Genomic DNA, 19,837 nt, shown 5'->3' on the forward strand with positions numbered 1-19,837 from the left:
CGCCCACGAAAGGCCGGAGCAGCGTCACCCGTGACTTGATGTTATTGGTTGAGCGGGGGTCCGCTGGAAAACGAACCAGTTTAACGCACATGGAGCGCAATAGCCTGAACCTATGGCCAGGGTAGCGCTGCCGGCCGGTTTGACCGGCGCGGGCCGCCCAGGTTCACTGGGCGGCGTGGGCCACCGTGGAAGGCGGTGCGGTCTGGTGCGGCCCCAGGAACAGGCGCGGGTCCAGCGGCTGTCCCGCCAGACGGACTTCGAAGTGCAAATGCGGCCCCGTGGAACGGCCGGAGCTGCCCACGCGGGCCACTTGCTGGCCGCGTTCGACGAGCTGCCCCTGCTTCACCATCAGGGAGGAAGCGTGGGCGTAGCGGGTGATCAGGCCGTCGCCATGATCGATCTCGACCATGTTGCCGTAGCCCGGCTGGAACTTGGACTCCAGCACCACGCCACCCGAGGCCGCCAGGATGGGCGTACCCGGAGGCGCGGCGAAATCCAGGCCTTCGTGCATGGCGCTGCGGCCGGTCACGGGGTTGCGGCGCCAGCCATACGACGAACTGAGGTAGGGATAATCGGTGATCGGCATCGCGGTCGGCATGCGCGCCTGGTCCGCCGACCGCTTGGTCAGCGCCGCGTCCAGCAGTTTCAGATTGTCGGACTGCTGGGCCAGCCTGGCCTGGATCTCGTCGAGCTGGCGGCCCAGCGCCTCGGCCGAGGCCGCGCTGGGCGGCGGGTGGTCGGTGAACAGATCGTCCATGACCTGGGTGGCTTCGGGCTGGGTCAGCGCCTCGGGTTGCGCCACGGCCAGCTGCTTGGCCAATTCGGGGTCGGTATAGGCCACGCCGGCCACCTTGGCCACGCGCTGGCCCAAGCCGTCGATGCTTACCAGCTTGGCCTGCAACGCACCGACCTTGGCGGCCAGCAGATTCATGTTGCCGCGTAGGAAATCGGCATCGCGCCCGGGTTGGCCCGCCAGGGGCCAGCCCACGGCATGTACGGCCGGCAGGATCGGAGTAAGGTATCGTTGTAATGCGGCGCCAAAGATGGCGGCCGTGATCAAGGCGCCCCCCAGAAACAGCGCGAGGCGCGCGCCGCCCAGGGTGAAATGCCCGTCCTGCCCGTCGCGGGCGTGCATAATCACGATTTTCAAGGTTTGCTTCCTAATTCTTAGAGCCGGGATGAATAGACCCACTTCATACCGTCAACGTTCCAGTTCCAGCCGGCGGAAAGAAGATACCGCCCTGGGATGGCTGGGTCATGACATGCGGGGCGCCGGAGTTCTGGCGACCGCCCGCAAGCACCTGCAAATTCAGTACGCGGTGGCGGCGGTTCTGCCCGCCCCGCTGGGCGCCGTATGCCAGGTGGGCAAGCTGGAAAACCAGTGCCTCCACCTGGTGGTGCCGAGTGCCGCGCATGCGGCCAAGATGCGTCAATTGGCACCGCGCATCGCGCGGTCCCTGGCAGACCAAGGCTGGAACCTTAACGAAATCGCCGTCAAGGTACAAGCGGGTTTGCCCAAGCCCGGCGCCCGTCAGCCGCGCCCTCCCAAAGAGGCGCAACCGCTGGGCAATACCGCCCTGGGCGCGTTCGAGACACTGCACGGCAACCTGCGGCCCGGTCCTCTGGCCGACGCGGTCGCCAAGCTCTTGAAGCATCACAAGAGTAGCTGAAGCCGGCAGGGTTGTCCTTGATCCGGCGCACCCGGAAACGAAGCGAAACCAAGTTCTCGGACGGATCGATACTACGGTTTGCCGCCGGTTTGCGCCTTAAGCGCTAGGGGATGACGACCGCAGCCATCCGTCGGGAACCGCACCGGGGAATTACCGCGAACGATCAGGAATCAAGCAAGAACCCCGTCGCGCAAGATGATAGCGCGGGCGCCGCGGAGCCGGCTTTGCCGGTCCGCCAGCGCCGCCCCCTCAGGGGGCCCGCGTCAGGGGGTTGGGGATGGGCCTGGCCTTGCCGCTCAGGCCAGCTTCCACTCGTGGCGGAACGCCTGCGGCGCCTCCGCCTGCGATTCGTAGGTGATCAGTTCCCAGGCATCGCGCTGCTCCAGCAGCGCGCGGGCCAGCTGGTTGTTCAGGCCGTGGCCCGACTTGCACGCGACATAGCGCGCCACCAGGGGCTTGCCCAGCAGATACAGGTCGCCGATGGCGTCCAGGATCTTGTGTTTTACAAATTCGTCGTCGTAGCGCAGACCGTCGCTGTTGAGCACGCGGTACTCGTCCATGACGATGGCGTTGTCCAGGCTGCCGCCGCGGGCCAGGCCCATGGAGCGCAAGGCCTCGACTTCGTTGACGAAACCGAAGGTGCGCGCGCGGGCGATTTCACGCACGTACGAATGCGTGGCGAAATCGATCTCGGCGAAATTGGCCGTGGAGTCGATGGCGGGGTGGCGGAAATCAATCGAAAACGCCAGCGCATAGCCTTCGTGCGGTTCCAGTCGGGCCCACTTCTCGTTGCGGCCTTCGCCTTCGCGCACTTCCACCGGCTTCAGGACGCGGATGAATTGCTTGGGCGCGTTCTGTTCGACGATGCCTGCGGAGCGCAGCAGGTAGACAAACGTGGCCGCACTGCCGTCCATGATGGGGACTTCTTCGGCAGTGAGGTCGATATGCAGGTTGTCGATGCCCAAGCCGGCCAGCGCCGACATCAGGTGTTCCACCGTCGACACGCGGACATTGCCTTGCTGCAGCACCGATGCCATGCGCGTGTCGCCCACGCCCGTGGCCTGCGCGGGCAGGTCCACGACCTGCGGCAGGTCGACGCGGTGGAAAACGATGCCCGTATTCGGTTGTGCCGGGCGCAAGGTGAGCTCGACCCGCCGTCCAGAGTGGACGCCGACGCCTGTCGTGCGGACGAGATTTTGAATGCTGCGCTGTCGGAACATGAGACTTGGGTGTTTTGAGCCAGGAAGCCGGCAAGAAGACGAGCAGATTGCCGGCGTAACTGACGTATTGTAACTCTGTCCGATCCCTGGCGCCATTTGGCGTCCGGACCGACCGATACCTCCGTCCCTTATTGAAACCGTGCAAGGGAAACACGGACCGCTCCGCCTCCGGCCTGCCTGTGGGGACAGGCAAGCCGGAGATGAGGGAGTGCGTTTAGAGCCCGAAACGGGCTCTCAAGTTCAATCCGCCTGCTTGCGCAGGAATGCCGGGATGTCGAAATGATCCATGCCCGAGCTTTCCAGAGCACGCACCTGGGCCGACGCCTGGCTGCGCGGATTGCGCATGACAGACGGCATGTCCAGGTTGCGGTAATCGCCTTGACCGCCAGCCGGCATCGCGCCCATGGGCATGTTGTCGGTGCCGGTACGCAGCACTTCAGCGGTGTTCTGCACCAGCTGCGGACGCGCTTGCGCACGGCCCAGGCCGGTCGCAACCACGGTCACGCGCAGGTTTTCGCCCATGGACTCGTCATAGGCGGTGCCGAAGATCACGGTCGCGTCGTCCGAAGCGTAGCTGCGGATCGTTTCCATGATTTCGCGCGTTTCGCGCATCTTCAGCGAGCGGCTGGCGGTGATGTTGACCAGCACGCCGCGAGCGCCGTTCAGGTCCACGCCTTCCAGCAGCGGGCAAGCAATCGCGTGCTCGGCAGCCACGCGGGCGCGGTCTGCGCCCGAAGCCGATGCCGTGCCCATCATGGCCTGGCCCTGCTCGCCCATGATCGTCTTGACGTCTTCGAAGTCGACGTTGACGTTGCCTTCGACGTTGATGATTTCGGCGATGCCCGCGCAAGCGTTGTGCAGGATGTCGTCGGCCGAACGGAAGCAGTCTTCCTGCGTCGCGTCCTCGTCCATCAGTTCATAGAGGTTCTCGTTGAGCACCACGATGAGCGAATGCACGTGCTTGGCCAGTTCCGAGATACCGTCCTCGGCCATCTTCAGGCGCTTGTTGCCTTCGAAGGTGAAAGGCTTGGTGACCACGCCCACGGTCAGGATGCCCAGTTCCTTGGCGACTTCGGCCACGACCGGACCTGCGCCGGTGCCGGTGCCACCGCCCATGCCGGCGGTGATGAAGACCATGTGCGCGCCGTTCAGCGCGGCACGGATCTCCTCGCGCGCGGTTTCAGCTGACGCGCGTCCCTGCTCGGGCTTGGCGCCCGCGCCCAGGCCGGTGCGGCCCAGACGGATCTGCACCGGGGCGTTGGTCGCCGCCAGTGCCTGCGCATCGGTGTTGGCGCAGATGAAATCCACGCCGTGCACACCGCTGCGAATCATGTGCGCCACGGCATTGCCGCCCGCACCGCCCACACCAACGACCTTGATAACGGTCCCTTTGGTGTTGTTCTCAAGCATCTCAAAGTTCATCATGATGACTCCCTCACAAGTCCGATTTCGCAAATCACAAAAATTCCCCAACCAACCTATGTTTTGTGAATCGCCTCAAACTCGTCGCCGGACGGGCCCGCAACGGGTTTGAAGCGCCTCCCCTCTTCTGGCCCGGTCCGCAATACCGCTGCGAACCGCACCAAGGACAGGCCCCAACCTGCCCTTTACAACTCAGTTCATGAACCATTCCTTCATGCGCGCCAGCAGGCTCTTGAAGTTGCCTGTCTGGGCGGCGACCTTGCGGCCGCGCACGCGCTGCATTCTTGCTTCCTGCAACAAGCCCATCACCGTCGAGAAGCGCGGATTGCGCATCACGTCGGCCAGGCTGCCTTCGTATTCGGGCACAGCCACGCGCACCGGCTTGAGGAACACGTCCTCCGCCAGTTCGATCATGCCGGGCAACTGCGCCGAACCGCCGGTCAGGACCACGCCGGAAGCCAGCAGGTCCTCGTAGCCGGAGTCGCGCACGACCTGCTGCACCAGCGTGAACAGTTCTTCGACGCGCGGCTCGATCACGGCGCCCAGCGCCTGGCGCTTGACCTGGCGCGGGCCGCGGTCGCCCAGGCCGGGCACTTCCACGGATTCGTCTGGGCTGGCCAGCACCTGCTTGGCCACGCCGTAGCGCAGCTTGATTTCCTCGGCATCGGGCGTCGGCGTGCGCAGCATCGCGGCGATGTCGTTGGTGATCTGGTCGCCGGCGATCGGCAGCACGGCGGTGTGGCGGATCGCGCCGCCGGTGAAGATGGCCACGTCGGTGGTGCCGCCGCCGATGTCGACCAGCACGACGCCGAGTTCCTTTTCATCGGCGGTCAGCACGGCCAGGCTCGAGGCCAAGGGCTGCAGGATCAGGTCCTGCACTTCCAGGCCGCAGCGGCGCACGCACTTCACGATGTTCTGGGCGGCGCTGACCGCGCCGGTCACGATGTGCACGCGCACTTCCAGGCGCAGGCCGCTCATGCCGATGGGCTCGCGGATGTCTTCCTGGCCGTCGACGATGAACTCCTGCGTCAGCACGTGCAGCACCTGCTGGTCGGTCGGGATGTTCACCGCCTTGGCGGTCTCGATGACGCGGGCAACGTCGGTGGCGGTGACTTCCTTGTCCTTCACGGCGACCATGCCGCTGGAATTGAAGCTGCGGATATGGCTGCCGGCAATGCCGGTGTAGACGTCGCGAATCTTGCAATCTGCCATCAGCTCGGCTTCTTCAAGCGCGCGCTGAATGGAATTCACAGTGGTCTCGATATTGACGACCACGCCCTTGCGCATGCCGCGCGATTCGTGCTGGCCGAGGCCCAGCACTTCGAATCGCCCTTCAGGCAAAATTTCAGCCACCACAGCCACCACCTTGCTGGTGCCGATATCGAGGGCGACGATAAGGTCCTTGATGTCACGGGTCATGGCGTTAGCGTTTCTTGGGAGGTTTCGGTATGGATTTGGATTTGGTTTCCGACGGCGGCAACGGGGCCAGCGCCAGGGCGAAACCATTGGGATAGCGCAAATCGGCCTGCGTCACGGTGCGCCCTTCCAGGCGCCCCGCCACGGCGGGCCACGCCTGCACAAAACGTTGAATGCGGGCCGCGAACGGCAGAGCGCCGGGCAGGCCATGCGGATCCGGCGCATCGGCGCCCGGATCGCGGCCCAGGTCCAGTGACATGCCGTTGGACAACACCACGCGCCAGGCGTAGCGCGGACTCAGGTCCAGCTGCGTGACGTGCATGTCCAGCGGGGCGAACCAGCGCGCCAATTCGGCGTAGCGCTGCACGACCAGCGACTCGGTGCCTTCCGGACCGGAGAACTGCGGCAGAACGGTCTCGTCGTCCACCTCGCCCGTGTTGGCCGTGAACGCCTCGCCCCAGGTGTTGATCATCTGGTTCTCGTTCCACAACGCCAGGGGCTGCTGTTCCTCGATCCGCACGCGCAACACATTGGGCCAGATCCGCCGCACGGTGGCGTGCCGGACCCACGGCACCGATTCGAAGATCTCGCGCGCTTCGTCCAGGTCCACCGTAAAGAAATTGCCCTTGAAGCGGCCCGCGATCGCCGATCGCACCGCCCCCGTGGACACGTAGTGCAGCTCGGTGTCCGGCATCGATTCCAGCTCGATGGCCTGCAGCGTGAAGAACGGGCGTTGCGCCACCCACACCACACCCGCGACGAGCATGGCGCAAACCGCCAGCACGGCCAGCGTGTTGGCGATCAGGTTGGTGGTGCGAGCGTCGTTCCACACAGAGTATCCGGGTCAAGCGTTGCGGGCCGGACTGCGCACTTTGCACGCAGCCTCGGACAAGATCGCCACGCACAGATCGGCGTAGCTGATTCCCACCGCCTTGGCAGCCATGGGAACGAGTGAATGGCTGGTCATGCCAGGCGAGGTATTCATTTCAAGCAGCCACGGCCGGTTGTCGCGGTCGAGGATGAAATCGGCGCGGCCCCAGCCTTCGCAGCCCAGCGCCTGATAAGCCTTGACCGCGATCTCGGCGACTTCCGCGGCCACTTCGGGCGGCAGCGTGGCCGGGCAGAAATACTGCGTGTCGTCGGAGAAGTACTTGTGCTCGTAGTCGTAGTTGCCGCCGGGCGCGGCGATCTCGATGACGGGCAGCGCGCGCGCGGTCTTGCCGCCGCCCAGCACCGCCACGGTCAGCTCGCGACCGGTGATGAACTGCTCGGCCAGCACTTCGGCGTCGAAACGCGCGGCCGCGGCATAGGCTTCCTTCATGTCGGAATAGCCCACCACCTTGGTGATGCCGACCGTCGAGCCTTCATGCGGCGGTTTGATGATCAGCGGCAGGCTCAGGCGGTCCGGCACCAGACGCAGCTCGGTGTCGGCGTCCAGCAATTCGAAGTCGGGCGTGGGCAGGCCGTGCTGCAGCCACACGCGCTTGGTCATGGTCTTGTCCATGGCAAGCGCGGAGGCCAGCGGACCGCTGCCGGTATAGGGGATGCCCAGCAGTTCCAGGGCGCCCTGGATGGTGCCGTCTTCGCCGTAGCGGCCGTGCAAGGCAATGAACACGCGGTCAAAACCCTGGGCGGCCAGCTCGGAGAGGCTGCGCTCGCCCGTGTCGAACAGGTGCGCGTCGACGCCGGCGCTGAGCAGCGCCTGGTGCACGCCCGTGCCCGACATCAAGGACACTTCGCGCTCGGCGGATCGTCCGCCGTACAACACACCGACCTTGCCGAATTGCGTGTTCATGCCAGTTCTCCAACTTGAGCGGGGACCTTGCTGATCGAACCCGCTCCCATCACTATCACCACGTCGCCATCGCGCACGAAATCCACGATGGCCTGCGGCAGTTCCGTCACGTCCTCGACGAACACCGGCTCGACCTTGCCGGCCACACGCAGGGCGCGCGACAAGGCTCGGCCGTCCGCCGCCACCAGTGGCGGTTCGCCCGCGGCGTAGACCTCGGTCAGCAACACCGCGTCGGCCGTGCCCAGCACGCGCACGAAATCCTCGAAACAGTCGCGGGTACGCGTGTAGCGGTGCGGCTGGAAGGCCAGCACGATGCGGCGGTCGGGCCAGGCGCCGCGCGCGGCGGCCAGCGTCGCGGCCATTTCCACCGGGTGATGGCCGTAATCGTCGATCACCGTGAAAGTGCCGCCGCCATGACTGGCCGGCACAGGGAATTCGCCCGTCTGCGTGAAGCGGCGGCCCACGCCATGGAAGGACGACAGCGCCTCGCAGATGGCTGCATCGGCCACGCCCAGCTCGGTCGCCACGGCGATCGCGGCCAGCGCGTTGCGCACGTTGTGCAGGCCCGGCAGATTCAGTTCGACCTGCAGCGGCGGCAGCAGGGTGTCGCGATGCGTGCGCTGCACGTTGAAGCGCATGCGCGTGCCTTCCGGCTGCACTTCATAGGCGCGCACCTGCGCCTCTTCGTTCAGGCCGTAGGTCGTGATGGGCCGCGAGACAAAAGGCATGATCTCGCGCACATTGGCGTCGTCCGAGCACAGCACCGCGCTGCCGTAGAACGGCAGGCGCTGCGTGAACTCGATGAAGGCGCTCTTCAGGCGCGCCACGTCGTGCCCGTAGGTGTCCATGTGATCGGCATCGATGTTGGTCACGATGGCCATCACCGGCAGCAGGTTCAGGAACGAGGCATCCGATTCGTCGGCTTCGACAACGATGTAGTCGCCCTGCCCCAGCCGCGCATTGGCGCCGGCCGAATTCAGGCGGCCGCCGATCACGAAGGTCGGATCCAGGTCGCCAGCGGCGAGCACGCTGGCCACCAGACTGGTCGTGGTCGTCTTGCCGTGCGTGCCGGCGACGGCAATGCCGCGCTTCAGGCGCATCAGCTCGGCCAGCATGATGGCGCGCGGCACCACCGGGATGCGGGCGGCGCGGGCGGCGATCACCTCGGGATTGTCGCCTGCCACCGCGGTGGACGTGACGATGGCGGCGGCGCCCGTGACGTTGCTGGCCACGTGGCCGATTGCGATCTTCATGCCCAGGCCGGCCAGGCGGCGCGTCACCGCCGACTCGTTCAGGTCGGAACCGCTGATGGTGTAGCCCAGGTTGAGCAGCACCTCGGCAATGCCGCTCATGCCCGAGCCGCCGATGCCTACGAAATGGATGTGTTGAATTCTGTGTTTCATGATGCGCGCCCCGCTGCTTGTTCACAGACGTCGGCGATATGGGCCGCGGCTTCGGGGCGCGCATGCGCGCGGGCCCGTTCGGCCACGGCTTGGAGTTCTTGTCGAGAGCGTTGGCCCAGCCACTGCGCCAGCCATTCGGGCGTCAGGCCGGTCTGCGGCTGCAGCCAGGCAGCCTGCGCGTCGCTCAGAAAGCGCGCGTTGGCGGTCTGGTGGTCGTCGATGGCATGCGGGAACGGCACGAACAGGGCTGCGACGCCCGCCGCGGCCACTTCGGACACCGTCATGGCGCCCGCGCGGCAGATCAGCAGATCGGCTTCGCCCATGGCGCCCGCCATGTCATCGATAAATGCGCGGCAGTCGGCTTCCACGCCCGCCTGGGCGTAGGCCTGCTGCAGCGCGGGCAAATGTTGCTCGCCGGCCTGGTGCACCACCACCGGCCGGTTTTCCTGCGGCAGGCGCGCCAGCGCCTGCGGCAAAGTCGTGTTCAGCGCCTGGGCGCCCAGGCTGCCGCCCACGACCAGCACGCGCAGCGGGCCGCTGCGGCCGGCGTAGCGCGCGGCCGGGTCCGGCAACGCGCACAGGTCCGCGCGCACCGGATTGCCCATGGCCTCGCCCTTGGGCAGCACGCCGGGAAAGCCGCTCAGCACGCGGCGGGCCATCCTGGCCAGCCACTTGTTGGCGGTGCCGGCCACGGCATTCTGTTCATGCACCACCAGCGGCGTGCCGCGCAGCGCCGCAATGACGCCGCCCGGGAAAGCGACGTAGCCGCCCATGCCCAGCACCACGTCGGGCCGCACGTCGGACAGGCGCGACCACGCTTGCCCGAATGCGCGCAGCAACAGGAACGGCAGCTTCAGCAGCGCCGAAGCACCCTTGCCGCGCACGCCCTGGAAACGCAGCGGAACCAGCTCGATGCCGCGCGGCGGCACCAGCCGGCCTTCCATCTTTTCAGGATTGCCCAGCCACAGCACGCGCCAGCCGCGCTCGCGCAGCACGTCGGCCACGGCCAACCCCGGCATGATGTGGCCGCCGGTGCCCCCAGCCATGATCAGGATGGTGCGGGAAGTCATACCCGCCCTCCACGCATCATGACGCGGTTTTCCACGTCGACCCGGATCAGCATGGCCAGCGCGCACAGGTTCATCACGATGCCCGAACCGCCATAGCTCATCAGGGGCAGGGTCAGGCCCTTGGTGGGCAGCAGGCCCAGGCAGACGCCCATGTTGATGAAGGCCTGCACGCCAAACCACATCGCCACGCCATGCGCAACCAGGCCCGCGAAGGTGCGTTCCATGGCGATGGCCTGGCGGCCTATGTCGAAACCGCGATAGACGATGATGGCGAACAGGGTGATGACCAGCATCACGCCGGCAAAGCCCAATTCCTCGCCCACCACCGCCATCAGGAAGTCTGTGTGCGCTTCCGGCAGGTAATGGAGCTTCTCGACGCTGGCGCCCAGGCCCACGCCCAGCCATTCGCCACGACCCAGAGCGATCAGCGAATGCGACAACTGGTAGGCGCTACCGTAGGCATTGTCTTCGTTCCAGGGATCCAGATACGCGAACAGGCGCGCCCGACGCCACGGCGACAGCCAGATCAACATCAGGAAAGTGCCGACCAGCACGGCCAGCAGGCTGCTGAAGTACTTGCCGTTGATCCCGCCCAGGAACAGGATGCCGATCGCGATCGCCACGATCACCATGAAAGCGCCCAGGTCAGGCTCCAGCAGCAGCAGCATGCCGACGCCGGCCAGCGCAAACGCCATCGGCAGGAAGCCGCGGGCAAAGGCCTGCATGTGCTCTTGCTTGCGCACGGTGTAATCGGCAGCGTAGAGCAGCGCAGCCAGCTTCATCAGTTCGGAGGGCTGGAAGTTCAGCGGACCCAGCGGGATCCAGCGGTGCGCGCCGTTGACCTCGCGGCCGATGCCGGGGATCAGCACCGCCACCAGCAGCACCATCGCCACCACGAACAGCGGCACCGCCAGGCGTTGCCACACGCGGATCGGCACCGCCAGCACCACCGCCGCGCCCACCAGGCCGGCGCTGATGAACAGGCCGTGGCGGATCACGAAGTAGTAACGACCATATGAGGCATAGCGCGGGCCGTCGGCCAGCGCGATCGACGCCGAATACACCATCAGCAGGCCGAGCAGCAGCAAGGTCGACGCCGCGATGACCAGCGGCAGATCGAAATTGCGCATGCGGGTACGGCCGGGCCGTACGGCGTTGACGCTGGCGGTGAGATCGGCGATCAGGCTCATGCGATCTCTCCACGGTCGCGGGCCAGGTCTTCGACCTCTTCCACGAACACCTGTCCGCGGTGCGGATAGTTGCGGAACATGTCCAGGCTGGCGCAAGCGGGCGACAGCAGCACGGCATCGCCCGGCTGGGCCAATTCAGCGGCGCCGCGCACGGCGTCGCGCAGGGTTTCAACCGTCACGCACTGCACGCCGGTCGACGCCAGCACGCGGCCGATCTCGGGGCCGTCCTGGCCGATCAGCATCACGGCACGCGCATGCTGCGCCACCACGGGAATCAGCGGCGAGAAATCCTGGCCCTTGCCCTGGCCGCCGGCGATCAGCACGACTTGCTGGCCCAGGCCTTCCAACGCGGCCACAGTTGCGCCCACGTTGGTGCCCTTGCTGTCATTGATGTAGTCGACGCCGCCGATCGTGCGCACGAAGGCCGCGCGATGCGGTTCGCCCGTGTACTCGCGCAAGGCGCGCAGCATCGGCCCCCAGCCCAGGTCCAGGCAGCGCGCCAACTGCAACGCGGCCAGCGCGTTCAAGGCATTGTGGATGCCGCGGATACGCAAGGCGTCCACCGGCATCAGGCGGCTCATGCGGCCCTTGGCGCGCGTCGGTTCGGGCGCGTCCTTCTTGCGGCGCACCGGCGGCGCGGGTTCATCGAAATCGTTGGGTTCGCAGGCCACCAGCCAGGCCACGCCCTGGCCCAGCTCCAGGCCCATGTCGCCGACCAGCTCCGGCACGTCACGGCCGAAGCTGCGCACGTTCAGCGCGTTCAGCGTGGCGACCATGTCCACGGTGTACGGATCGTCGCGGTTGACGATGGCCACGCGGGCCATCTTCAGCAGGCGGGCCTTGGCCTGCGCGTAGGCTTCCATGCCGCCGTGCCAGTCCAGGTGATCCTGGGTGACGTTCAGCACCACGGCCGCGTCGGCCATCAGCGAGCGCGTGGTTTCCAGCTGGAAGCTGGACAGCTCCAGCACCCAGACCTGCGGCAGCGATTCGGCGTCCAGCGCTTCCATCAGCGCGGCCAGCGCCGCGGGGCTGATATTGCCCGCAGCCACCGCCGACAGGCCGCTGGCCTCAACCAGCTGGCGCGTCAGCGCGGTGACTGTGGTCTTGCCGTTGGTGCCGGTCACGGTCAACAGGCGCGGCCGGTACTCGCGCGTCTCGGCCAGATCGGCCAAAGCGCGCGCAAACAATTCGATCTCGCCGACGACCTCGATGCCGCGGGCCTCGGCCTCGCGCAGCAGCTCGGCCGCGGGTGCCTGGGAGGGCGCCAAGCCGGGGCTCAGCACGACCTGATTCACGCCGTCCAGCAGCGCCGTGTCGAAGGACTCGTCGCAGCCCAGGCGGTACTCCACTTCGCTTTGCGCCAGTGATTCGCGCAGCGCGGCCAGCCCGCCCGGTTCGGCGCGCGTGTCGGCCACGCGCAGGCGGGCACCCAGGCGGGCGCACCAGCGAGCGGCGGCGACACCCGTCTCGCCCAATCCGAGGATCAGGACGAGCGGCGCGTCTGCGCGGGAGGTTTCCATCGTATTCATCGCAACTTCAGGGTAGAGAGGCCAATCAGCACCAGCATCATGCTGATGATCCAGAAACGCACGACCACCTGGGTTTCTTTCCAGCCGCCCACTTCAAAGTGATGATGCAACGGGGCCATGCGGAAAATGCGTCTACCTGTTCCATAACGTCGCTTCGTGTACTTGAACCAAGTCACTTGCATCATCACGGAAAGGGTCTCGACCACGAACACGCCGCCCATGATGAAGAGCACGATTTCCTGGCGCACGATGACCGCGATGGTGCCCAGCGCGCCTCCCAAGGCAAGCGCGCCGACGTCGCCCATGAAGACCTGGGCCGGATACGCGTTGAACCATAAAAATGCCAGCCCGGCGCCGCCAATCGCGGCGCACAGCACCATCAATTCCGCCGCTCCCGGGATGTAGGGGAACAGCAGGTACTTGGAATAGTCCACGCGGCCGACCACGTAGGCGAAGATACCCAGCGCGCTGCCCACCATGACGGTAGGCATGATGGCCAGGCCGTCCAGGCCGTCGGTCAGGTTCACGGCATTGCTGGTGCCGACGATGACCGCCCAGGTCAGCGCCACGAAACCGAGCACGCCCAGCGGATAGCTCACGCTCTTGAAGAAAGGCACGATCAAGTCGGCGCGCGTCGGCAAGGACATCGTGAAACCGCTGCCCACCCAGGCCTTGAACAAGGGCCACAGTTCAGTATTGGCCGGCGCCGACACGGCAAACGCCAGATACACCGCGGCCACCATCCCGATGGTGGCCTGCCAGAAGAACTTCTGCCGCGCGGGCATGCCTTCCGGATCGCGATAGACCACCTTGCGGTAGTCGTCCATCCAGCCGATCCAGCCGAAGCCGAAGGTCACCAGCAACACCACCCACACGAAGCGGTTTGTCCAGTCCGCCCACAGCAGCGTGCTGATGGCGATGGAAATGAGGATGAGCACACCGCCCATGGTGGGGGTGCCGGTCTTGACCAGATGGGTTTCCGGACCGTAGGAGCGCACGGCCTGGCCGATCTTCATCTCGGTCAGTTTGCGAATCACGCGCGGACCCGCCACCAGGCCAATCAACAGCGCGGTCGCGCATGCCAGAACAGCGCGCAGGGTGATGTATTCGAACACCCCCAGTGCGCGCACATCGTCAGACAGCATGCGGGCGATTTCAAGCAGCATTCTGCTCTCCCTGCCCCTTGGCCGTCACACCTTCATTCGTAGAAAAAGCCGTCACTACCCGCTCCATGCGCATAAAGCGCGATCCCTTTACCAATACGCAGGACGCGCGCAAGCCGCGCATTGCGGCAACCACTTCGTCTACCGATGCGCAGGCGTGTGCGCCCACTCCGAATGCGGCCGCGGCCGCCCGGCTGGCTTCGCCTAGCGTGATGAGCGCGTCGAGCCCTTGCTCACGCGCGTAATTGCCCACCTCGACATGCATGGCGGGGCCGTTGTCCCCGACCTCGCCCATGTCGCCCAGCACCAGGACGCGCTTGCCGGCCATGCGGGCCAGCACGTCCACGGCTACGCGAACCGAGTCGGGGTTGGCATTGTAAGTGTCATCAATGAGCAACGTTCCGTCACTCATACTCTTGTGCTGCATGCGACCCGCGACCGGGCTGAAACCTGCCAGGGCGCGCACCGCGCCATCCAGCGGCGCCCCCGCCGCGATCGCGCTGGCAATGGCGGCCAGCGCATTGCGCAGGTTGTGCAGGCCCGGCACCGGCAGCGCCAGGTCGGCGACGCCCACCGGCGTCACCACACGGCAGCGGGTGGCGTTCACGTCAGCCAGGATCTGCTCGGCATACACGTCCAGGCCGGGCTGCAGGCCGAAACGCAACACGCGGCGCGGCTCGGCCAGGGCATCCCAGATCGCCGAATACGGTTCATCGCCGGGATATACGGCAACGCCATCCTCGGGCAGCGCCGCGATGGCGGCGCCGTTCTCGTGCGCCACCGCTTCCACGCTATGCATGAATTCCTGGTGTTCGCGCTGAGCATTGGTGACCAGCGCCACCGAGGGCGCCGCGATCGCGGCCAGTTGCGCGATCTCGCCGGGGTGGTTCATGCCCAGTTCGAATACGGCCGCGCGGTGCTCCGGCCGCAGGCGCAGCAGAGTCAGCGGCACGCCGATGTCGTTGTTCAGGTTGCCCGCGGTCGCCAGGCGGCCCGCTTCACCCTGCCACTCGGCCAGCATCGCCGAGATCATTTCCTTGGTCGTGGTCTTGCCGTTGCTGCCGGTCACCGCCACCACGGGCAGCGTGAACCGCGCGCGCCACGCAGCGCCGATGCGCATCAACGCGACGCGGGTGTCGCCCAGCACCAGCTGCGGCAGCTTGGCGTCGGGCACGGCGTGCGCCACCACGGCCGCGCACGCACCGCGCGCTTCGGCTTGATCCAGATAGTTATGGGCGTCGAAGTTCTCGCCCACCAGCGCCACGAACAATTCGCCTTCGCCGATACGGCGGGTGTCGGTCGACACGCCCTTGACCTGCGGCAGCAGCAGCGCCAGCCGCGCCCATTCCCGGTCATCGAAAGGCAGCTTCTCGCCCCCGATGTCCTGGTAGGTTTCATGGCCCTTGCCGGCCAGCAGCACCACATCGTCGGGCGTCGCGGCCCAGATGGTCTGCATGATGGCGCGCGCGCGGTCCACTTGCACGTCGGGCTTCACGCTGTCCGGGATGCCCGTCAGGATCTGTTCGACGATGGCTTCAGGCGACTCGGTGCGCGGGTTGTCGCTGGAGACGACCACATGGTCGGCCAGGTCCGCCGCGATGCGGCCCATCACGGGACGCTTGCCCGGATCCCGCTCGCCGCCGCAGCCGAACACGCAGATCAAGCGGCCCGATCGCGCGGTCGCAACGGCGCGCAAGGCGGTCAGCGCCCGCGACAACGCATCCGGGGTATGGGCATAGTCCACCACCACCAGCGGGCCGCGGCCCGTGCTGGCCTGGGTGCTGTGCGCCACCGGCTCGACGGTTTGCAGACGGCCGTCGACGGGGTCCGTCGCGGCCAGTTCGCGCGCGATCTGCGCAAACGGCAGGCCCAACTGATACAGCACGCCCGCTACCAGCAGCAGGTTCGATACATTGTGCGCGCCCAGCAGGCGCGTCACGATCTGGGCTTCGCCATGCGGCGACACCAGCGCGAAGATCTGACCCTGCGCGGTGGCCTGGAGATCGCGCGCGCGCATGGCGGCGGGAATGTCCTGCGCTTCGCTCAGGCTGTAGCCCATTGCCATGCCTGCCGGCAGATCGGCAATCAGGCGGCGGCCGGCTTCGTCGTCGGCGTTGATCACGGCGGCGGTCAGGCCCGGCCAGCGGAACAACCGCGCCTTGGCGGCTTCGTACCGTTCCATCGTGCCGTGGTAATCGAGGTGATCCCGCGTCAGGTTGGTGAAGGCGGCCAGCGCAACGCGCACGCCATCCATCCGGCCCTGCTCGATGCCGATGGAAGACGCTTCCATGGCCACGGCCTTGGCGCCGGCGTCGCGCATGGCGGCCAGCGTACGGTGCACGGTCAAGACGTCCGGCGTCGTCAGGTCGCCGCCCAGCGTCTGGCCGTCGGGCAGCACGGCGCCCAAGGTGCCGATGGTGCCGCAGGGCTTGTCATTGCGGCTCAGCGCGTGCGCCATCCATTGCACCGACGACGTCTTGCCGTTGGTGCCAGTCACCGCGACCACCGCCAGCTCGGCCGAGGGCCGGCCGTACCAGGTGTCGGCCAACTCGCCCAGCAGGGCGCGCAGGCCAGTCACCGGCAGCATCGCGGCCTGGTCCGCCACGGCCGCGACGGCATCGTTGGCGGGGGCTTCGAACAACACCGCGCTGGCGCCCAGCGCCAACGCCTTCTCTATATAGAGACGTCCGTCGCTGGACAGGCCCGGGCAGGCGACGAACACATCGCCCGGCTCGATATCGCGGGAGTCCAGTTTGAGGTGCGCGGTCAACGACACGCGCGAATGCAACCACGCCACGGTTTCGGCAACCGTGGCGACAGGGTTGGAGAGGAAGCCTTTGGCGCTCATCTGCCTGGCTCCTTGAGACCAGCAACAATTGTGGATTCGAAGGGCGCGTCCGGGCGCACCCCCATCAGCCGCAAGCTCCCCCCCACGATCTGGGAGAACACGGGCGCGGCGATGGCGCCGCCGTAATAGCCGCCGATCGTCGGCTCGTCGATGGACACGGCCACGACGATCTTCGGATCGGACACCGGAGCGAAGCCCACGTAGGAGCTCCGATAGCGCTGCATGCTGTATTTGCCGTCGACGATCTTGCGCGCCGTGCCGCTCTTGCCGGCGACGCGGTAGCCCTGCACCTGGGCAGCCTTGGTGCCTTCGGGGCCGGCGGCCGCTTCCAGCATGCCGCGCACCATTTCAGTCGTCTTGGGCGTGTAGATCTTGACGCTGGTGGGATCGCTGTCGCGCTTGACCAGGGTCAGCGACACCATGTCGCCGTTGCGGGCGAAAACGGTATAGGCGCGCGCCACCTGCAGCAGCGACACCGACAGGCCGTAGCCGTAGGCCATGGTGGCCTTTTCGATCAGGCGCCAACGGTCCCAGGGACGCAGGCGTCCGGGCGCCGCGCCGGGAAATCCCACCTGGGGCGCCTGGCCCAGGCCAAGTTCGGTAAAGCGGTCCCACATTTCGCGGGATTCCAGCTTCTCGGAGATCATCGTCATACCGATGTTGCTGGACTTGCGCAGCACGCCGGCCACGTCCAGCGTGCCGTTGCGGCTCACATCGCTGATCGTGCTGCCCTGATACTGGAATCGGCCGTTGCCGGTTTCGAACAGGGTCTTGGTGCTGATGCGCCCCAGGTCCAGCGCCAACGCGGCGGTGAACGGCTTCATGATCGAGCCCGGCTCGAAGGTGTCGGTGATGGCCTGGTTGCGAAGCTTGGAACCGTGGAAGGTCTCGCGCTTGTTCGGATCGAAGGTCGGCACGTTGGCCAGGGCCAGGATCTCGCCCGTATGCACGTCCACGACCACGGCGGTCGCGCCCTTGGCCTGGTGCTTGTCCATGGCGTCCTTCAACGCCTTGAACACCAGATACTGCAGACGCGTGTCGATCGACAGGCGTAGGTCGCGGCCATCCACCGGCAGGGTCACGGCCTGCACATCTTCGATCACGCGGCCGAGCCGGTCCTTGATGACGCGGCGGCTGCCGGGACGGCCGGACAACTGCTGGTTGAACGTCAGCTCGACGCCCTCCTGCCCCTGATCCTCGACGCTATTGAAACCCACCACGTGAGCCATCACGTCGCCGTCCGGGTAGTAGCGGCGGGTCTCGGGCTGCTGGTGCACGCCGGGCATGCCCAATTGTTTGATCTTGTCGGCCACGTCCATGGAGACCTGGCGCTTCAGGTAGACGAAGTTCTTGTCTTCGTCGACCAGGCGGTGACGCAGGTCGGCCGGCGGCGTTTCCAGCAGCTTCGCCAGCGTGTCCATCTGCGCCGGGGTAGCCTGCTTGGCGTCTTCCGGAATCGCCCAGATGGCGCGCGCCGGCACGCTGGAGGCCAGCACCGCGCCGTTGCGATCCATGATCTTGCCGCGCGTCGCGGCCAGGGTCAGCGTGCGCTCATAGCGCCGCTCGCCCTGCTGCTGCAGGAATTCGGTGGACAGCCCCTGCAGGAACAGGGCGCGGCCGGCCAGCACGGTGAACCCGCCGAACAGCAGGATCAGCACCAGGCGCGCGCGCCAGGTGGGCAATTGCCCGCGCAGCACGGGGTTATCGAAGAAGGGGACGCGTTTCATTGCGCGCCTCCGGTGGCGGAAGCGGGCGGCTGGTTCAAGTACAGCGTGCGATCCGGAACGATGGAGATCATCTTCAGGCCATCGCGCGCGATGGCGTCGACCCGCGCGTTGCGGGCCAGTTCGGCGCGGTCCAGCTGCAGGCGCCGCCAGTTGGTTTCGAGGTCGCGAGCCTGCGCCTGATCACGTCCCAGCTCGATGAAGAGCTGGCGCGACTGATACCGGCTGGTGACCAGGGAAATGGCCGACAGCATCAGCAAAGCCGCAACGATCAGGTTGACGCGACCCATTAGCGGCGCCCTCCCTTGCCGCGACGCGGCGGGGGTGCCAGGTCGCTGCCCGGCAGCGAACCGATCTTCACGAACGCGAAACCGCCCTCGGCGGGCAGCGGCGTCTCGGTACGTTCGGCTACGCGCAAGACGGCGGAACGGGCGCGGGCGTTGGCCGAGACTTCGTCGTCTTCGGCCAGCACGCGGCCCAGGGAGCGCAGGACCGGCTGGGGCATTTCGCTTTCGCGCAGGGGCAGGCGCGCATGCGCGGCGGCCGGACGAGCCGCCGCCGCGATGCACTGCTTGACCATGCGGTCTTCAAGCGAATGAAAGCTGATCACCGCCAACCTCCCTCCCGGGGCGAGCAGGTCTAGAGCTGCCGCGAGGGTGCGCGCGAGCTCTTCGAGTTCCCGATTGATGTAAATCCGTAGAGCTTGAAAGGTGCGTGTGGCCGGATGTTGCCCCTTTTCGCGCGTGCGGACGGCGCTGGCGACGCACTCGGCAAGCTCGAGCGTGGTGCGCAGCGGCCTTGTTGCGCGGCGAGCAGCAATCGCCTTTGCAACCTGAAAAGCAAACCGTTCTTCGCCATAATCCGCTATGACCTCCCGCATCTCATCCACACTGGCTTGCGCCAGCCAATCCGCCACCGTGGGACCACGAGTGGTGTCCATCCGCATATCGAGCGGGCCGTCTCGCATGAACGAGAAACCACGCTCAGCGTCATCGATCTGAGGCGAGGAAACGCCCAGATCCAGCATCACGCCATCGACCTTGCCGATGCCGAGCTGCTCCAATTCTTCGGCCATGGTGGCAAAGCCGCCATGCACCACGGTGACCCTCGGGTCCGCTGCCGCCAGTTGCCTGGCTACGGCGATCGCCTCCGGATCCTTGTCGAACACCACCAGCCTGGCGCTCGGGCCCAGACGGCCAAGCAGTTCGCGGCTGTGCCCGCCACGCCCGAAGGTGCCGTCGACGAAGACGCCGCCTTCCGCCCGCGTAGCCGCAGCCGGCCCGGCCTGCTGATGCGACCGTGCCGCGCCCTTGCCGCCGAAGTCAGGCAGCAATAGCGCGTCCACCGTCGGCTCCAGCAGAACGGGCCGATGTTCGAATTCCATAAC

Annotated in this window: 16 protein-coding genes; 1 reads left to right on the forward strand and 15 read right to left on the reverse strand. The window is 66.6% G+C overall.

Annotated features, from left to right (window positions below; genetic code table 11):
* Nucleotides 1-163: 163 nt before the first annotated feature.
* Entirely contained in the window at nt 164-1,135 is a 972-nt protein-coding gene (locus IB257_RS19110) for a M23 family metallopeptidase (RefSeq protein WP_054457596.1), read from the reverse strand.
* Nucleotides 1,136-1,262: 127 nt separating this feature from the next.
* Here IB257_RS19110 and IB257_RS19115 point away from each other — a divergent pair, with 127 nt between their 5' ends.
* A complete protein-coding gene (locus tag IB257_RS19115; RefSeq protein WP_082401228.1) occupies nt 1,263-1,670 on the forward strand; it encodes a DciA family protein in 408 nt (135 codons plus the stop codon).
* Between the two features lie 296 nt (nt 1,671-1,966).
* Here the strand turns inward: IB257_RS19115 and lpxC are convergent, their stop codons facing one another.
* The 14 genes from lpxC to rsmH form a co-directional block, all read right to left on the reverse strand.
* The gene (gene lpxC, locus IB257_RS19120; protein WP_008160097.1) at nt 1,967-2,890 is read right to left on the reverse strand and encodes a UDP-3-O-acyl-N-acetylglucosamine deacetylase; all 924 of its coding nucleotides are present in this window, start codon (nt 2,888-2,890) and stop codon (nt 1,967-1,969) included.
* A gap of 240 nt (nt 2,891-3,130) precedes the next feature.
* Nucleotides 3,131-4,315 (reverse strand): cell division protein FtsZ, encoded by a 1,185-nt coding sequence (ftsZ, locus tag IB257_RS19125; protein ID WP_054457598.1) that lies wholly within the window; start codon nt 4,313-4,315, stop codon nt 3,131-3,133.
* Between the two features lie 189 nt (nt 4,316-4,504).
* Nucleotides 4,505-5,731, reverse strand: coding sequence for a cell division protein FtsA (gene ftsA, locus IB257_RS19130; RefSeq protein WP_006217473.1), 1,227 nt, complete (start codon nt 5,729-5,731; stop codon nt 4,505-4,507).
* 4 nt (nt 5,732-5,735) lie between these two features.
* Entirely contained in the window at nt 5,736-6,560 is an 825-nt protein-coding gene (locus IB257_RS19135; RefSeq protein ID WP_054457599.1) for a cell division protein FtsQ/DivIB, read from the reverse strand.
* A 12-nt stretch (nt 6,561-6,572) separates the two neighbouring features.
* Nucleotides 6,573-7,523: a D-alanine--D-alanine ligase gene (locus tag IB257_RS19140; RefSeq protein ID WP_054457600.1), complete on the reverse strand. Its 951-nt coding sequence runs from the start codon at nt 7,521-7,523 to the stop codon at nt 6,573-6,575.
* The gene (gene murC / locus IB257_RS19145) at nt 7,520-8,926 is read right to left on the reverse strand and encodes a UDP-N-acetylmuramate--L-alanine ligase (RefSeq protein WP_054457601.1); all 1,407 of its coding nucleotides are present in this window, start codon (nt 8,924-8,926) and stop codon (nt 7,520-7,522) included. The genes IB257_RS19140 and murC overlap by 4 nt, the downstream gene beginning before the upstream one ends.
* Entirely contained in the window at nt 8,923-9,996 is a 1,074-nt protein-coding gene (murG, locus tag IB257_RS19150) for an undecaprenyldiphospho-muramoylpentapeptide beta-N-acetylglucosaminyltransferase (RefSeq protein ID WP_192492680.1), read from the reverse strand. The genes murC and murG overlap by 4 nt, the downstream gene beginning before the upstream one ends.
* The gene (gene ftsW, locus IB257_RS19155; RefSeq protein ID WP_042796415.1) at nt 9,993-11,186 is read right to left on the reverse strand and encodes a putative lipid II flippase FtsW; all 1,194 of its coding nucleotides are present in this window, start codon (nt 11,184-11,186) and stop codon (nt 9,993-9,995) included. Before ftsW ends, murG begins: the two co-directional genes overlap by 4 nt.
* Nucleotides 11,183-12,715: a UDP-N-acetylmuramoyl-L-alanine--D-glutamate ligase gene (murD, locus tag IB257_RS19160; RefSeq protein WP_119449380.1), complete on the reverse strand. Its 1,533-nt coding sequence runs from the start codon at nt 12,713-12,715 to the stop codon at nt 11,183-11,185. The genes ftsW and murD overlap by 4 nt, the downstream gene beginning before the upstream one ends.
* A complete protein-coding gene (gene mraY, locus IB257_RS19165; protein ID WP_042796413.1) occupies nt 12,712-13,881 on the reverse strand; it encodes a phospho-N-acetylmuramoyl-pentapeptide-transferase in 1,170 nt (389 codons plus the stop codon). Before mraY ends, murD begins: the two co-directional genes overlap by 4 nt.
* Nucleotides 13,871-16,726, reverse strand: coding sequence for a bifunctional UDP-N-acetylmuramoyl-L-alanyl-D-glutamate--2,6-diaminopimelate ligase MurE/UDP-N-acetylmuramoyl-tripeptide--D-alanyl-D-alanine ligase MurF (gene murF / locus IB257_RS19170; RefSeq protein ID WP_192492681.1), 2,856 nt, complete (start codon nt 16,724-16,726; stop codon nt 13,871-13,873). The genes mraY and murF overlap by 11 nt, the downstream gene beginning before the upstream one ends.
* Nucleotides 16,723-18,453, reverse strand: coding sequence for a penicillin-binding protein 2 (locus IB257_RS19175; RefSeq protein ID WP_054457606.1), 1,731 nt, complete (start codon nt 18,451-18,453; stop codon nt 16,723-16,725). The genes murF and IB257_RS19175 overlap by 4 nt, the downstream gene beginning before the upstream one ends.
* Nucleotides 18,450-18,740 (reverse strand): cell division protein FtsL, encoded by a 291-nt coding sequence (gene ftsL / locus IB257_RS19180; RefSeq protein WP_054457607.1) that lies wholly within the window; start codon nt 18,738-18,740, stop codon nt 18,450-18,452. Before ftsL ends, IB257_RS19175 begins: the two co-directional genes overlap by 4 nt.
* A complete protein-coding gene (gene rsmH / locus IB257_RS19185) occupies nt 18,740-19,834 on the reverse strand; it encodes a 16S rRNA (cytosine(1402)-N(4))-methyltransferase RsmH (RefSeq protein ID WP_054457608.1) in 1,095 nt (364 codons plus the stop codon). The genes ftsL and rsmH overlap by 1 nt, the downstream gene beginning before the upstream one ends.
* Nucleotides 19,835-19,837: the final 3 nt, after the last annotated feature.

Source organism: Achromobacter sp. ACM03, from assembly GCF_014851665.1.
GTDB lineage: Bacteria > Pseudomonadota > Gammaproteobacteria > Burkholderiales > Burkholderiaceae_B > Achromobacter > Achromobacter aegrifaciens.

Coding starts and splice junctions, on each gene's coding strand:
- IB257_RS19110 (WP_054457596.1), bottom strand. CDS start 1,135: ATGCACGCCCGCGACGGGCAGGACGGGCATTTCACCCTGGGCGGCGCG.
- IB257_RS19115 (WP_082401228.1), top strand. CDS start 1,263: ATGCGGGGCGCCGGAGTTCTGGCGACCGCCCGCAAGCACCTGCAAATT.
- lpxC (WP_008160097.1), bottom strand. CDS start 2,890: ATGTTCCGACAGCGCAGCATTCAAAATCTCGTCCGCACGACAGGCGTC.
- ftsZ (WP_054457598.1), bottom strand. CDS start 4,315: ATGATGAACTTTGAGATGCTTGAGAACAACACCAAAGGGACCGTTATC.
- ftsA (WP_006217473.1), bottom strand. CDS start 5,731: ATGACCCGTGACATCAAGGACCTTATCGTCGCCCTCGATATCGGCACC.
- IB257_RS19140 (WP_054457600.1), bottom strand. CDS start 7,523: ATGAACACGCAATTCGGCAAGGTCGGTGTGTTGTACGGCGGACGATCC.
- murC (WP_054457601.1), bottom strand. CDS start 8,926: ATGAAACACAGAATTCAACACATCCATTTCGTAGGCATCGGCGGCTCG.
- murG (WP_192492680.1), bottom strand. CDS start 9,996: ATGACTTCCCGCACCATCCTGATCATGGCTGGGGGCACCGGCGGCCAC.
- ftsW (WP_042796415.1), bottom strand. CDS start 11,186: ATGAGCCTGATCGCCGATCTCACCGCCAGCGTCAACGCCGTACGGCCC.
- murD (WP_119449380.1), bottom strand. CDS start 12,715: ATGAATACGATGGAAACCTCCCGCGCAGACGCGCCGCTCGTCCTGATC.
- mraY (WP_042796413.1), bottom strand. CDS start 13,881: ATGCTGCTTGAAATCGCCCGCATGCTGTCTGACGATGTGCGCGCACTG.
- murF (WP_192492681.1), bottom strand. CDS start 16,726: ATGAGCGCCAAAGGCTTCCTCTCCAACCCTGTCGCCACGGTTGCCGAA.
- IB257_RS19175 (WP_054457606.1), bottom strand. CDS start 18,453: ATGAAACGCGTCCCCTTCTTCGATAACCCCGTGCTGCGCGGGCAATTG.
- ftsL (WP_054457607.1), bottom strand. CDS start 18,740: ATGGGTCGCGTCAACCTGATCGTTGCGGCTTTGCTGATGCTGTCGGCC.
- rsmH (WP_054457608.1), bottom strand. CDS start 19,834: ATGGAATTCGAACATCGGCCCGTTCTGCTGGAGCCGACGGTGGACGCG.